Consider the following 13,176-nt stretch of genomic DNA (forward strand, 5'->3'; position numbering starts at 1 on the left):
TGCTTGCTGAAGCTGTCGAGCCCCGTACAACGGCACCAGCCTACATCGCCCGTCACGCTTGGAACACAGCGCGTTCGCCCTCGATTGGACAGGTGCCTCTGCGACGGAAGTAATTTTGCATTCGGCACCCCGGCCCCTGTAAAATAGGGGCTCATCGACTGGCGAAATTGGTAAACGCAGCAGGCTGTCAACCTGCCGAGCTTCGGCTCTTGGGGGTTCGAGTCCCCCTTCGAATTCGTAGGCCCGCCCGGCGTTGCTCGGCGGGCCTTTCCTTTGCCTCAGCTGCCTCTCACAGCGGCCCGCGCACTCTAGACTGAGAGCTGCGGTGTGGCGAAATCGGTAAACGCGCAGCCCTCCTACTACTACGGTATGAGGCGCCAGTGCCCCAGGGCTTCCGGGTTCGAATCCCGGCGCCGCGACGATTGTCTCCAAGGCCCCTCACTTCGGGCCTTTTGGCCCTAGCCGCTCGCGGCCGGGGCGCTTCTCTTCAGCGGTGTAGCGCAGCCAGGTAGCGCGCGGGGCTCATAACCCTGAGGTCGTCGGATCGAAGCCGACCACCGCAACCAATAGATGAGGGCGGGGATTGCTCCCCGCCCCCCTCCATCAAAGCAGCTTGATCAGGATCGCCACAATCACGGCCGCCGGAACGGTTATCGCGATCTTCAGCTTTCCACACTGCAACGTCAGCTTGAACATATTGGTTCGCACCTGTAGTTCTCGCTGGCGGGCCCGCCAACTTCATGAGGGTCGGCATTTTTATCGTGCCTTGCCGGGCACTAGCTTTCAGCCTGCCTAGGATGGCATCGAGCGTTCGGCTTGCCGGTTTCGGCTTGTCCCATCCGGGGGCTTCCGCCGACGCACCTTGAGCCACCTGATGGGGCGGCAACGGGCGGTATCAGCACCCTGGCTTTTCGACTGAATCCCTCAGCCTCCGAGTTGGATCGGAGTGTAGTCCCGGAAATAAATCCAGCGCCATCCCCCCCGCAGCCCCGCCTTTCCCTCCCTGGCGGCTCTGTTGCACCCGCTCTGGCCCCAGCGCTTCCCCGTGGGTAAACGGTGCGCCCCGTGTCCGCCCCCGGCATAGCTCCTCCTCCCAGGACGCCGGGGGCGTGTCCGGCCCTGTGAAAGGGTTCTAAATGGTTGCTGTCGTTCAGAAGACCGCTCAGCAGAAGTTCAGCGGGGTCACAACGACCTCGCGCACGATCACCGGGGTCACGGCGGGCAACACGCTCGTCTGCCTCATCACGGCTGCATCGGCGCCAAACCCCGGCTTGCCGCCGGCGCTGCCCACGCCCGCCGGGTGGACTGCTGCAGAGACGCCTAGTGGCCCCGGCCCGGCGATCACGTCCTATCGACCTGTCAACGCGGTTTTCTACAAGACGGGAGCTTCGGCCGGTTCACACACGGCGGACTTTTCAGGCGCAGCTGCGCTGCCCAGCGACAGCTACGGGGCGATCACTCTTTTCGAGCTTCCGCCTTGCACGCTCGGCGCGCACAGCACGGCTACATCGGTTTCGCAGGCCTCGCCGGGCTCGACGCCATCAGTTTCGAACACCGTTGCCGATGCCATCGCCCTCGTCATCGGGCATCCGGATAGCGGCGGAGTTTCGGGCCTCTCGGCGCCTGCTGGCTACACGGACGCCGATCGCTCCGACAACAACTCGGCCGACGCCTCTTACGACTTCGCTTACAAGAGTCTGAGCGCGACGGGCTCGCAAAGTGCTTCCTGGACCTGGACTGGCGGCGCCGATGTCGCGTTCTCGGGAACCATCGTTCTCTTCGAGTCGGCGGGCGGCGGAGGCTCGATCGATATTGCCGGTGCCGGAGCTACGCGCAGCAGCGCCGCCGCAGCGCTGACGACCGGCCTTGCTGTTGCTGGTGCTGGTGCCTCGCGCAGCTCGGGCGCTGCGACCCTGACCTCAACGCTGGCGGTCGCCGGCGCAGGGCGAACCTCGAGCACAGGCGCTGCAACCCTCACGACGCAGATCGGCCTCGCTGGCGCGGGCGTGTCTCGGTCGACTGGCGCTGCCGTCCTGAGCACGGGCCTGTCATTGGCAGCGGCTGCAGTGAGCAGGAGCTCAGGCGCTGGCACGCTGACCACAGGCCTGGGTGTGCAGGCCGCAGCGGTCAGCCGATCAACAGGTGCCGCGTCGCTGACGACTACCATTGCCATCCAGGCGGCCGGCGTGACGCCGAGCTCGGGCGCCGGCGCACTGGCCTTGAGCGGCGCGATCAGCGCGGCGGGCCTGACGCCATCGAGTGCCGCTGCGACGCTCACCACAGGCATTGCGATCCAGGCGGCCGGGATGACCCCGTCCGCTGGTGCTGCAACGCTGACCACGCCCAGCGTGGGCATCTCGGCTGCCGGTGTTACCAAGACCAGTGCGGCCGCCACGCTCACGACGGGCATTCGGATCTCGGCGGCGGCCAACTCGCCCACGCAGGCCTCGGCCACGCTGACGACAGCCCTTCCGATCGCTGCAGCTGGCGCCTCGAGGTCGGCCGGTAGCGCGGCGCTCAGCACTGGCATCAGCTTCGCGGCCAGCGCCAGGACCTTCGCATCAGCAACTGCTGCGCTCTCGACGCAGATCTACATCCGTGCCAGTGCGCACACAGCATCGGCCGGCGCATGCACGCTGACCACCACGCCTCCGCCGCCGCCTGCACCAGGTGATCGCTGGCTGGTCGATCCGAGGCCATGGCGCTGGACGGTTGACGCGCGCAGGCAAGACGTCAGGTCCGACGCGCGACCCGCCACCTGGTTCATTGAAAAGAGGTAACCCATGTCCGGACTCTCCGATTTCGCTCAGAACAAGGCGACCGACGCCCTCTACCGTGGGCAGGCGCTCGGCGCGCCGGCAACGCTGTATCACGCGCTGCTCACCTGCACGAAGGGCGCGCGCGCCAACTCGACGGCCTACGCGCTGAACGACACCGTCGCCGTCACGGCGAACGACGGGATCATTCACCTCTACAAGGTGACCACCGCGGGCACCACGGCTGCAGCGCAGAGCACGCTCTACCCGGGCGCGCTGGGCGAGGCGATCACCGATGGGACGGCCGTGCTGACGGAACAGAGCGCGGCCGTGGACGCAGGCACCGTGGTCGAATGCACGGGCGGCAGCTATGCGCGCGCCTCCGTCACGGCATCCCTGGCCAACTACGCCGGCACCCAGGCCGCTGGCAGCACCACGGCCTCGAGCGGCACGGGCGGGCAGACCTCGAACAACGGGGTGATCACCTTCCCGACGCCGACTGGCCAGTGGGTGCCGGCGGGCGGTGCGATCTGGGGCGTCGCAGTCTATGACGCGAGCTCTGCCGGAAACATGTGGTCGTGGGCACCGCTCAGCGCGCTCAAGACCTCGATCAGCACCGGCGACCCGGCGCCCACCATCGCGGCCGCGGCGCTCTCGTTCAAGCTGGGCAGCTGATGACCGAGGTGCTCGACAAGCGCACTGCGGAGGCTCGGTGGTTCGACATCGATTGCACGCGGCTCTTGGCGCCCACCGAGACCATCCAGTCGGTCACCGGCATCACTGCTGACCAGGGCGGCGTCTCCTTCGGCCTGCCTGCCATCAACGCAGCGCCGATCGCCTATCCGGATGGCCGTGTGGCCGCGATCGGCAAGGTCGTGCAGGTGCAGATCAGCGGCGGCGCGATTCCTGCCGGCCGGCCTTGGCTGCTGTGCACGCTTCGGCCTTTGCTGGTGACCACAGTCGACGGCACCAACGCGTACAACCCCGCGCTGGAGGCGACCGTCATCCTGCGGCTGATCGACAACCCGCCTGCCTGATGATCAACATCTCGGTGCGCGTCGACGTGAAGCGCATCGAGCGCTCCCTGTCCAATCTGGCCTACCAGCAGATGCCCTTCGCTACGGCCAAGGCGCTCACGGCCCTGGCCAAGATCGTGCAGAAGGGCGAGCAGGTGGCGATGGGCTCGGTGTTTGACCGGCCCACGCCCTTCACCGTGAATGCGGTTGGCGTGCGCGCTGCGCGCAAGGACAACCTCGAGGCGCTGGTGTTCGTGAAGGACATCGCTGCTGCCTACCTGGAGCCCTACGAGTTCGGGGGCAGCAACAAGCTCAACAGCCGAGCCCTGCTGAAGCCAGTGGGTGCACCGCTCAACCAGTACGGCAACTTGGCCAAGACGAAGCTGTCGCAGCTCAAGGCTAAGGGCAATACCTTCGTGGGCAAGGTGAAGGGCAAGGGCGGGCAGCAGATCAACGGGGTGTGGCAGCGCATCCCTGCAGGCAAGGGCAAGCCCGCCAGCATGAAGCTGCTGATCCGCTTCGGCGATGCGCACAAGGCGACGCAGCACCTGGACTACCGCAAGCGTGCCGAGCTGCTGGTCCGCACGCACTTCAACCGCGAGCTGGGCATCGCCCTGGCGCGGGCCATCGCGACCGCACGCTGACCCCACCAGGGTGCACCACGACGGGGCGCAGGCGAGGCCTGAGGGCGATCGGGGCGGGTCCTTCCCAGCCCCCTGTCAAACGCGGGCATTGCGCGCGCGCGATCTTCGGGACCGTGTAACGAAAAAAACAGCGTTACACGGTCGCGTTACACGGCCGGTTCTCGAATGAGGAGCGGCAATCCGACGGCTGGGCGACGACGCGGCGCGATGGCCCGCGTTACACGCTCGGAGGAGGCGGACATGCAGAAGAACAAGGAGGCCGGCACCTCGGTTGTCGGCAAGGCGGAGCTGGTCGCCGCGCTCGCTTGGACCCGCCCGCGGCTGGATCGCCGGCTGGAGAACGATGCGGCGTTTCCGGTGCGCCGGCGCGGCACGCGCGCAGGTGGCTGGGAGTTCGATCTCGACGCGGTGGTCGCCTATCTGGATGGGAACGCCGTGGCCAAGCCAGCGCCAGCCCCGGTGCCTGCGCCCGCGGTGCCTGCGCAGACAGAGGTGCCGTACGCCGGCGACGTTGCCGATGCCCCAGGTGCAGCCCACCGCGGCGAGAGCACGGCGAGCCAGCGCCTGAAGAATGCGCAGGCCGCGCGCGTCGAGGACAGCCTGCGGAAGGATCGGCGCGAGCTGGTCGAGGCCGAGGAGATGCGGCTGGTGCTGGGCACCATGCTGGCCCGCCTGGGCAAGGGACTCGACAGCCTCTCGGACATGGTGACGAAGCGCCTGGGCCTGCAGGAGGAGGCGAGCGACGTGGTGCGCGCGATGGTCGATGAGCTGCGGCAGAACATGGTCACCGACCTGAAGATGCTGCTGGCCAAGGCGAAATGAGGGAGAGCTCTTATGGGTCAGCCGCCGAGGTAGCGATCGGCGCGCTGGATCTGCTGCTGCCCCCGCCGCGGCAGTCGGTCAGCGACTACGCGCTGGTGCACCGCCAGCTGTCGAACCAGGGTGGCGGCTACGTCGGCCGCTGGACGCACGACATGGCGCCATACCTGGTCGAGCCCATGGACGTGCTCAACTCGCTGGACTACCAGACCGTCGGAGTGGTCGGGCCCGGGCAGAGCGGCAAAACGGAGATCGCGCAGAACTGGCTGCTGAAGTCAGTGGCAACAGATCCGGGCGACATGCTCTGGTACATGCAGACCGATCCGGGATTGGAGGCCTTCGTGAAGGGCCGGATCAATCCCATGATCGACGCGCACGAGGTGATGAGCGTGCGCTTGGGCAGCCGGCCGGTCGACGACAGCTTGCACTTCAAGCAGTTCCAGGGCATGCGGGTCGAGTTCCTGTCAGCTGCCCACAGCAACCTGATCAACAAGTCGGCGCCGCGGATCGTGGCAGACGAGGTGGACGCCTACGCGGCGTCCCTGGGAGACGTGAAGGCGCTGCTCGATGTGCGGCGCCAGACCTTCGGACGGCAGTCGACGCTGCTGGCGCTGAGCCACCCTGACCTGGCGCGCGGGCTCATCCCCGAGCGCGACTGGTCGGCCGGGATCATGGCGATCTACGGCGACAGCGACCGCCGCGTCTGGTACTGGCCCTGCCCGCACTGCGGCGCTTGGTCGAGCCCGGTGCCGATCGCGTCGCGCTTCATGCCGCTGCAGTACCCGGAGGAGGGCACGCTCGACGAGATCGAGGCTGAGGCCCGGCTGGTGTGCCCGGTGAATGGCTGCCTGATCGAGGATCACCACCGCCGGGCGATGAATCGCGCGGCCTTCAATTCGCCGTTCCGAGGCTGGATCGGTGATGGCCAAGAGATCGCGCAGGACGGCACCGTGACCGGTGAGCTGGTGAAGCGCAAGACCGCCGGCTTCTGGATCGTCGGTGCAATGAGCCCCTTCATCATGGGCGGCATCGGTGGCCTGGCCAGGGCCCGAGTGAAGGCGCAGCGCGAGCTCGAGGTGTCGGGCGAGGACCTGACGCTGCGCCAGGTGCTGGTCAAGCAGTGGGGCATCCCGTACACGCCGCCGCGCAGCGTCGGCTCGATCGATGCGAACGACCTGGCTGATCGCGCCGAGCACGATCTGCGGCTGCAGGTGGTGCCCGAGGGTGTGCGGTTCCTGACCGCCACCGTGGACTGCCAGCTGGCGCACTTCGAATGGCTGGTGCGCGGCTGGGGCGTGAAGGGCGAGAGCTGGGTCATCGACGGCGGCCGGATCCCGGCCGACCCGGCGACATCGCCGGAGGATTGGGACGAGATGCGCCGGCAGGTGATGGAGAAAACCTACCCCCTGGCCGACGGCAGCGGGCGCCGCATGTCGATCAAGGCCAGCGGGTTCGACTCGATGGGCCAGCCCGGTGTGACGCAGCAGGCCTACGCGGCCTGGGCCCGCTGGCGCAGCAAGAAGCTGGTGAAGCTGTTCGGGAAGATCGCCGGCCGCGATGCCTGGTCGATCATCCCGATGAAAGGTGCGAACACGCTGAATGCGCCGCGGCTGGCGGTGGTCTACCCCGACACCTCGCGCGCCGCGAACGTGAAGGCTGGCGGCGGCACGGTGCCGCAGGCGCAGTTCAACCCGAACATGTTCAAGGACGACTTGGCCGGCCAGCTGCAGCGCGGCGAGCCCGGCGATTGGTACGTGCACTTCCCCTGGGCTCTGCGCGCGAAGGAAGCGCCGCATCCCTGGTTCGAGCAGGTCGTGTCCGAGCACCGGCTGGCCAATGGCCGCTGGGAGAAGGCGCAGCCCTCCGCGAGGAACGAGAAGCTGGACTTGATGGTGATGGCGCATGCGATCGCGCACCTCCATGGTCTCAGCCGCATCAATTGGGAGCGGCCGCCGGCCTGGGCCGCGGAGTGGGACAAGAACTCGCTGGTGATGGATGCACCGGCGGAAGAGGACGATGAGCTCGAGCTGGTGACCGGCTCCGATGCCCCGCCACCGAGCGCAGCGAAGCGCCCCGAAAAGAAATCGATCGTCAGCAAGCTGGCGTAGGAGAAACGAATGGCACAAATCAAAGTCGGTCAGGTGGCCTTCGCGGTCGCCGACAACTTCACGGGCGACGTCGAGATCACCAAGGGCGATGTGGTCATGAGGGTGCCGATGGAGGCGCTCGTGCGCGTGGTGGCCGAGAAGGTGCGTGCAAACCGCATCGAGGCCCTGGAGCGCGCGAAGCCCTCCGAACTCATCTCGAAGCTCGCCTGATGTTCCGCCGCACCAGCATCCTCGACGGCATCGACGTCGGGGTCCTGCAGCTGCGCCTGGCGGCGCTGCAGCAGGCATACCTCGACCTGATGGCGGGCGCCAAGGTCGTGACTGCGTCGTACACCCAGGGGGATGGCGCGCGCGCGGTGACGTACACCCAGGCGAACATCGCCGATCTGACGCAGGCGATCCTCGGCGTGCAGACGCAGATCGACCAGCTCACTGGCGCCCAGCGCATCAATCGTCGCGCGCCCCTGCGCCCGTTCTTCTGATGACCATCCTTGATGCACAAGGGCGCCCGATGGCGCCATCGTCGCCGAACCGCCGCGCATCCGGCTATGGCCCGGTGCCTGGCCAGCTGCTGAGCATGGGTTCCAGCTCGTTCCCCTACGAGTCCTCGAACTGGCAGACGCAGGAGATGGGCGACTGGCTGCCCGTCATCCGGTCGCCCGACGCCGAGATCAACCAGTTCCGCGACCGCATGGTCGCTCGCAGCCGGGACCTTGCGCGCAATGACGGCTGGGCCAGTGGCGGGATCATGCGGATCCTGGACAACACGGTCGGCACGCATCTGCGGCTGGCCGCGAAGCCGGACTATCGCGCGCTGCGGATTCGCTTCGGCAAGAAGTTCGATGCCGTGTGGGCGGACGAATACCAGCGGGCGGCCGAGGCCCTGTGGCGCGGTTTCTCCGAGCATATCGGCCGATTCAACGATGTGAACCGTCAGCTGACCGTGGGGCAGATGTTCCGCCTGGGCATGCGCCACAAGCTGATCGATGGCGACGCGCTGGCGGTGTCGTACTGGATGCCCGAGCGTGTTGGCTACGGCGGCAGCGACTACGCGACTTCCTTCCTGCTGGTGGACCCGGATCGGCTGTCGAACCCGTTCGGCATGCTCGACACCAAGTACATGCGCGGCGGTGTCGAGATCGATGACCACGGCGTGTCGCAGGCGATCCATGTGCGCAAGGCGGAGCCGAACGACTGGTACAACGCGATCGAGGCCAACACATGGGAGCGCATCGAGTGCGAGGACGAGGACGGGTGGCGCCGCGTGATTCTGGACTTCGAGCGCGACCGCGCGGGCCAGCACCGCGGCGTCGGCATCTTCACGCCGGTGCTCGCGCGTTTCAGGATGCTCGCGCGCTACTACGGCGTCGAGCTGCAGGCCGCGACCATTGCCTCTGCCTTCGGCACCTACGTGGTGAGCCCGTACGACCCGGCCCAGGTCGGTGACGCGCTTGCGAGCGATGACGAGCTGAGTCGGTACCAGCAGCTGCGCAGCGATTTCCACAAGGAGCGGCCGGCCATGCTCGACGGCGCGCGCGTGCCGACGCTGGCGCCTGGCGAGAAGATCGAATCGGTGAGCTCGGCGCACCCGCACACGGGCTTCGCTGACTTCGCTCACGAGATGCTGCGCACGTTCGCCGCGGCCGCGGGCATCAGTGCCGAGCAGGTCACCCAGGACTGGAGCAAGACCAACTACAGCAGCGCGCGCGCCGCGCTCATGGAGTCGTGGAAGACGCTGGTCCGCCGCCGCACTGAGTTCGCCGCGAACTTCGCCTCGCCGATGTATGCCGTGTGGCTGCAGGAGGCCATGGATAAGGGCGAGCTGCCGCTGCCGAGCGGGGCGCCTGACTTCGTCGAAGCGGCGACCGCCTACGCGCGCTGCGGTTGGCTCGGCCCGGCCCGCGGCTGGATCGACCCCGTCAAGGAGAAGGCTGGTGCCGTCATGGGCATGGACGCCGGCCTGTCCACCCTGATGTCCGAGGCTGCAGAGCAGGGCAACGACTGGGAAGAGGTGCTCGACCAGCGCGCGATCGAGGTGAAGAAGTTCAAGGCTCTCGGGCTGCAGCTGCCGGAATGGGCCGGCGCCGTCGCCGCGGCCGAGGCGGGTCGGCCCGAAGAAGCGCCGCAGGCGCGCTGAGAAGGAAACCATGGTCCCCAACTATCCGCACCTCGCGCAGCGGCTCTTCAACACGCCCCTGGCCATCACGCCCGGCAAGATCGAGATCGTGATGTCGGCCCTTGCCGATCGCTTCGGCATCGCCAAGCTGTTCCGCGCCGACGGCGTCCAGGTGAGCCTGGGCGCCTGGAGCGATGACGACGAGTTCTCCGGGCCGGCCGAGACCGACCGCGGCTACGAGGTGGTCGCCGGAGTGGCGATCATTCCCGTCACGGGAACGCTGGTCCAGAAGCTGGGAACCCTGCGGCCCTACAGCGGCATGATGGGTTACGACGGCATCCGGGCCATGGTGAGCATGGCGCTCGAGGACGATTCGGTGCACGCGATCGTGCTCGATATCGACAGCCCTGGCGGCGAGGTCTCTGGCTGCTTCGACCTGGTCGACGCAATCTACACCGCGCGCGGCGTGAAGCCCATCTGGTCGATCCTGACCGAGTCGGCCTATTCGGCCGCCTACGCCATCGCGAGCGCCTCAGACCGCATCGTGGTCCCGCGCACCGGCGGCACCGGCTCGGTGGGCGTGATCTGCGCGCACGTCGACTTCAGCAAGGCGCTGTCGCAGGCCGGGATCGCGGTGACGCTGATCACCTACGGTGCGCGCAAGGCTGACGGCAACGAATACAGCCCGTTGGAAAAGGCCACGCTGGAGCGCTTCCAAGCCGATGTCGATGCGATGGGCGAGCTCTTCGTCGAGACCGTCGCGCGCAACCGCAACATTTCCACGGCCCAGGTGCGCAACACCCAGGCCGCAACGTATTTGGGCGCCGCCGGCGTCCAGATTGGCTTCGCCGATGCCGTCATGGCACCGGACGAGGCATTCCGGTCCCTGCTCGCCGAGCTGGGCTGATCAACCATCCACCTGGAACACACATGAAACTCTCCAGCAAGGTGGCGAGCGCCCTCTCGTTCGCCCATTTGGGCGGCCTCGCCCGCAAATCCGCCAAGGCCTCCGCCGAAGGCGACGATCCGGAAAAGAAGGACGAGGACGAAGACAAGGCGAAAGCCAAGGCCGAAGGCGACGACGATCGCAAGAAGCGCGACGACGAATCCGACGACGAGTACGCGGCCCGCATGGAGGCCATGGACGAGGACGAATCGGCCGAAGGCGACGATCCCGAGAAGAAGGACGACGACGAGGACGAGAAGCCCAGCGCCAAGGCGGGCGACGACGACAAGGACGAGGAGATGCGTGGCAAGTCCGCCGTGGCCCAGGCCCGGCTGCGCGAGCAGGCGCGCTGCGCCGCGATCTTCAGCCACAAGGCTGCCGCGTCCAACCCGGTGCTGGCCGCGAACCTGGCCTTCAAGACCCGCGTGAGCCGCACCGAAGCCCTGGCCGTGCTCGAGGCGACGCCTGCGGCGGCCGGTGCCCACGTGAACGCCAACCGTGCCGCACGAAATCCCGGCATTGCCGCTGGCAACGCTGCGGCCCCGAGCGGCCCGCAGGCAACCGCTGCGGGCTGGGACCGCGCCTTCGCCAAGGCCAATCCCAAGCGCAAGTAATCCACCGAACCCCGAAAGGAATTCATCATGGGAAACCCCACCGTTACCCCGCTCGTCGAGAACTACCACGACGGCGGCTTCATGGTCAGCGAGGCCAATGGGCACATCTCGCGTGACTCCATCGTGCTGACCGGCGGCGCCAACGTGCTGCCCGGCACGTTGCTGGGCCAGCTGACGGCCGGCGCCGCGGCCGTGGCTGCCGCGCTCGGCACCAACACCGGCAATGGCACCTTCGGCGCGATCACGACCGTGTCGCAGCCGACCATGATCGGCGTGTACAGCATCCTGTTCACCGGTGCCACCACGTTCAATGTGACGGCGCCGAACGGTGCTGTTGCGGCTGGCACGACCGGCGTGGCCTTCAGCAACCTCGGCGTGGTGTTCACCATCACTGCCGGTGGCACCGCGTTCGTCGCAGGCGACTCGTTCACCGTGACCACGGTGCAGAACGTGGGAACCCCGGGCATCAGCTCGGCGCCTGGCACGAACACCGGCAATGGCACGCTGGGTACGCTGTCGGCAAAGGGCTACGCGCCCGTCGCCGGTGCCTACACCGTCGAGTTCAACGACGCGACGCACTTCGTCGTGAACGACCCGCTGGGCTCCGAGGTCGGCCACGGTACGACTGGTGTGGCGTTCGCTGCTGGTGGCCTCGGCTTCACCATCACGGCGGGTGGCACCGCGTTCGTGCCGGGCGACAGCTTCACAGTGACCGTCGCCGCGGGCACCAACAAGATGAAACCCTGGGATCCGGCCAACGCCGACGGGTCGCAGTTCGTCGCCGGCATCCTGTTCAACGGCAAGAACGTGACGAGCGGCGACAAGCCGGCTCTCGCGATCACCCGGCACGCGGAGGTCAATGCGTCCGAGCTGATCTACCCGACTGGCACGAGCGCCGCACAGGTCACCAGTGCGCTCGCGCAGCTGAAGACGCTGGGCATCCTCGCCCGCTGATCAGGTCCATCCCAACAACACCCGCCAAGGGCGCCTGAGGGCGCCTTTCTTCATTCCCGAAAGGAAACATCATGGCTGGCGATATCCTCGACATCTTCAATCAGGACCCGTTCAAAGCGATTGCGCTCACGGAAGCTGTCCAACGCAACCCCTACCAGCCCGTTGGGCTGGGCAACCTGGATCTGTTCGACCCGGACCCGATCCGCACCACGGCCCTGGCCATCGAAGAGCGCACCGGCAAGCTGGTGCTGATCCCGCTGAGCGAGCGCGGCGCCGAGGGCACCCAACGGCAGACCGAGAAGCGCAAGATGCGCTACTTCGAGGTGCCGCGCCTGATGCATGACGACACGCTCTACGCGAACGAGTTGCAGGGCATCCGCGAGTTCGGCACCGAGTCGATCCTCATGCAGGTGGAGACCGAGGTAGCGCGGCGCCTGAGCGGCCCCACGGGCCTCTTGGCCAGCGTCGAGTACACGAAGGAGTATCTCCGCCTCGGTGCCATCCAGGGCCTGATGCTCGACCCGAAGGACGGCAGCACGCTGTACAACTGGTTCGACGAGTTCCAGATCACCCAAGCAGCCGAGATCGCGTTCAACCTGGCGGCCGGCACTGCCAACAGCCTCCGCCCGATCTGCAACGCAATCAAGCGCACCATGGCCCGCAAGGCGCAGGGCGCCTTCATGCCGACGACCAAGGTCTACGGCCTGTGCGGTGACACGTTCTACGACAGCTTTGTGAACCATCCGGACGTGATCCGCACCTTCGTCAACTGGAACGACGCGCGCGAGATCCGCGGTGGCAATGCCGGCGCGGCCTTCGACGAGTTCGAGTTCGGTGGCATCACCTGGATGAACTACCGTGGCTCCGACGACAACAGCACGGTGAAACTGGCCGACGACAAGGTCAAGTTCTTCCCGGTGGGCGCCCCTGGCGTCTTCCGTGAAGCGATGGCGCCCGGCGAGACCGTCGACTGGGTCAACACCCCGGGCAAGCCGGTCTACGTGCTGCCCATCTTCGACACCCAGCGCCGCATGTGGTGGAAGATGGAGGCGTACGCCTACCCGCTGCTGATCTGCACCCGCCCCGAGGTGCTGCTCTCCGGCAAAGCGGGCGCCTGATGGTCGACTGGGATTCGCTGGTGCTGGGGCCGCTGCACGGCGTCTTCGGCGAGCCTGTCACATTCCTGCCCGCGATCGGCTCCCC

13 protein-coding genes and 3 tRNA genes are annotated in these 13,176 nt (G+C 67.2%); all 16 read left to right on the forward strand.

Going from position 1 to position 13,176, the window contains the following annotated elements; genetic code table 11:
• The first annotated feature begins 147 nt into the window (after positions 1 to 147).
• The 16 genes from APY03_RS17385 (at position 148) to APY03_RS17460 (ending at position 13,091) form a co-directional block, all read left to right on the forward strand.
• Positions 148 to 238 (forward strand) — tRNA-Asp (locus APY03_RS17385).
• 83 nt (positions 239 to 321) lie between these two features.
• Positions 322 to 419: transfer RNA gene (locus APY03_RS17390), tRNA-Arg, on the forward strand.
• Between the two features lie 70 nt (positions 420 to 489).
• Positions 490 to 566: transfer RNA gene (locus APY03_RS17395), tRNA-Met, on the forward strand.
• A gap of 570 nt (positions 567 to 1,136) precedes the next feature.
• Complete coding sequence (locus tag APY03_RS17400; RefSeq protein ID WP_068678461.1) at positions 1,137 to 2,780, forward strand: hypothetical protein; 1,644 nt, start codon at positions 1,137 to 1,139, stop codon at positions 2,778 to 2,780.
• A gap of 3 nt (positions 2,781 to 2,783) precedes the next feature.
• Positions 2,784 to 3,431, forward strand: a complete 648-nt coding sequence (locus APY03_RS17405; protein WP_068678463.1) for a phage tail fiber protein — start codon at positions 2,784 to 2,786, stop codon at positions 3,429 to 3,431.
• Positions 3,431 to 3,793 (forward strand): hypothetical protein, encoded by a 363-nt coding sequence (locus APY03_RS17410; RefSeq protein WP_068678465.1) that lies wholly within the window; start codon positions 3,431 to 3,433, stop codon positions 3,791 to 3,793. Before APY03_RS17405 ends, APY03_RS17410 begins: the two co-directional genes overlap by 1 nt.
• Positions 3,793 to 4,416 carry a hypothetical protein gene (locus APY03_RS17415; protein WP_068678467.1) on the forward strand — a complete coding sequence of 208 codons (624 nt, stop codon included), beginning with the start codon at positions 3,793 to 3,795 and terminating at the stop codon, positions 4,414 to 4,416. Before APY03_RS17410 ends, APY03_RS17415 begins: the two co-directional genes overlap by 1 nt.
• Positions 4,417 to 4,656: 240 nt before the next feature.
• Complete coding sequence (locus APY03_RS17420; RefSeq protein WP_068678469.1) at positions 4,657 to 5,238, forward strand: hypothetical protein; 582 nt, start codon at positions 4,657 to 4,659, stop codon at positions 5,236 to 5,238.
• Positions 5,235 to 7,343: a terminase gpA endonuclease subunit gene (locus APY03_RS17425; RefSeq protein ID WP_068678472.1), complete on the forward strand. Its 2,109-nt coding sequence runs from the start codon at positions 5,235 to 5,237 to the stop codon at positions 7,341 to 7,343. The genes APY03_RS17420 and APY03_RS17425 overlap by 4 nt, the downstream gene beginning before the upstream one ends.
• A 9-nt stretch (positions 7,344 to 7,352) precedes the next feature.
• Positions 7,353 to 7,553: a hypothetical protein gene (locus APY03_RS17430; protein WP_068678474.1), complete on the forward strand. Its 201-nt coding sequence runs from the start codon at positions 7,353 to 7,355 to the stop codon at positions 7,551 to 7,553.
• A complete protein-coding gene (gene gpW / locus APY03_RS17435) occupies positions 7,553 to 7,825 on the forward strand; it encodes a gpW family head-tail joining protein (RefSeq protein WP_068678476.1) in 273 nt (90 codons plus the stop codon). Before APY03_RS17430 ends, gpW begins: the two co-directional genes overlap by 1 nt.
• Complete coding sequence (locus APY03_RS17440; protein WP_068678478.1) at positions 7,825 to 9,480, forward strand: phage portal protein; 1,656 nt, start codon at positions 7,825 to 7,827, stop codon at positions 9,478 to 9,480. Before gpW ends, APY03_RS17440 begins: the two co-directional genes overlap by 1 nt.
• Before the next feature lie 10 nt (positions 9,481 to 9,490).
• Positions 9,491 to 10,366 carry a S49 family peptidase gene (locus APY03_RS17445; protein WP_068678479.1) on the forward strand — a complete coding sequence of 292 codons (876 nt, stop codon included), beginning with the start codon at positions 9,491 to 9,493 and terminating at the stop codon, positions 10,364 to 10,366.
• Positions 10,367 to 10,389: 23 nt separating this feature from the next.
• The gene (locus APY03_RS17450; protein ID WP_068678481.1) at positions 10,390 to 11,019 is read left to right on the forward strand and encodes a hypothetical protein; all 630 of its coding nucleotides are present in this window, start codon (positions 10,390 to 10,392) and stop codon (positions 11,017 to 11,019) included.
• 27 nt (positions 11,020 to 11,046) lie between these two features.
• On the forward strand, positions 11,047 to 11,973 hold the full coding sequence (locus tag APY03_RS17455) for a head decoration protein (RefSeq protein ID WP_068678483.1): 927 nt from the start codon (positions 11,047 to 11,049) through the stop codon (positions 11,971 to 11,973).
• Positions 11,974 to 12,044: 71 nt separating this feature from the next.
• Positions 12,045 to 13,091: a major capsid protein gene (locus APY03_RS17460; RefSeq protein ID WP_068678485.1), complete on the forward strand. Its 1,047-nt coding sequence runs from the start codon at positions 12,045 to 12,047 to the stop codon at positions 13,089 to 13,091.
• The last annotated feature ends 85 nt before the right edge of the window (positions 13,092 to 13,176 follow it).

This window comes from Variovorax sp. WDL1 (assembly GCF_001541225.1).
In the GTDB taxonomy this organism is placed as follows: domain Bacteria; phylum Pseudomonadota; class Gammaproteobacteria; order Burkholderiales; family Burkholderiaceae_C; genus Variovorax.

Bases quoted from the DNA above. Each gene is read 5' to 3' on its own strand.
- APY03_RS17400 (WP_068678461.1), top strand. From the start codon at position 1,137: ATGGTTGCTGTCGTTCAGAAGACCGCTCAGCAGAAGTTCAGCGGGGTC.
- APY03_RS17405 (WP_068678463.1), top strand. From the start codon at position 2,784: ATGTCCGGACTCTCCGATTTCGCTCAGAACAAGGCGACCGACGCCCTC.
- APY03_RS17410 (WP_068678465.1), top strand. From the start codon at position 3,431: ATGACCGAGGTGCTCGACAAGCGCACTGCGGAGGCTCGGTGGTTCGAC.
- APY03_RS17415 (WP_068678467.1), top strand. From the start codon at position 3,793: ATGATCAACATCTCGGTGCGCGTCGACGTGAAGCGCATCGAGCGCTCC.
- APY03_RS17420 (WP_068678469.1), top strand. From the start codon at position 4,657: ATGCAGAAGAACAAGGAGGCCGGCACCTCGGTTGTCGGCAAGGCGGAG.
- APY03_RS17425 (WP_068678472.1), top strand. From the start codon at position 5,235: ATGAGGGAGAGCTCTTATGGGTCAGCCGCCGAGGTAGCGATCGGCGCG.
- APY03_RS17430 (WP_068678474.1), top strand. From the start codon at position 7,353: ATGGCACAAATCAAAGTCGGTCAGGTGGCCTTCGCGGTCGCCGACAAC.
- gpW (WP_068678476.1), top strand. From the start codon at position 7,553: ATGTTCCGCCGCACCAGCATCCTCGACGGCATCGACGTCGGGGTCCTG.
- APY03_RS17440 (WP_068678478.1), top strand. From the start codon at position 7,825: ATGACCATCCTTGATGCACAAGGGCGCCCGATGGCGCCATCGTCGCCG.
- APY03_RS17445 (WP_068678479.1), top strand. From the start codon at position 9,491: ATGGTCCCCAACTATCCGCACCTCGCGCAGCGGCTCTTCAACACGCCC.
- APY03_RS17450 (WP_068678481.1), top strand. From the start codon at position 10,390: ATGAAACTCTCCAGCAAGGTGGCGAGCGCCCTCTCGTTCGCCCATTTG.
- APY03_RS17455 (WP_068678483.1), top strand. From the start codon at position 11,047: ATGGGAAACCCCACCGTTACCCCGCTCGTCGAGAACTACCACGACGGC.
- APY03_RS17460 (WP_068678485.1), top strand. From the start codon at position 12,045: ATGGCTGGCGATATCCTCGACATCTTCAATCAGGACCCGTTCAAAGCG.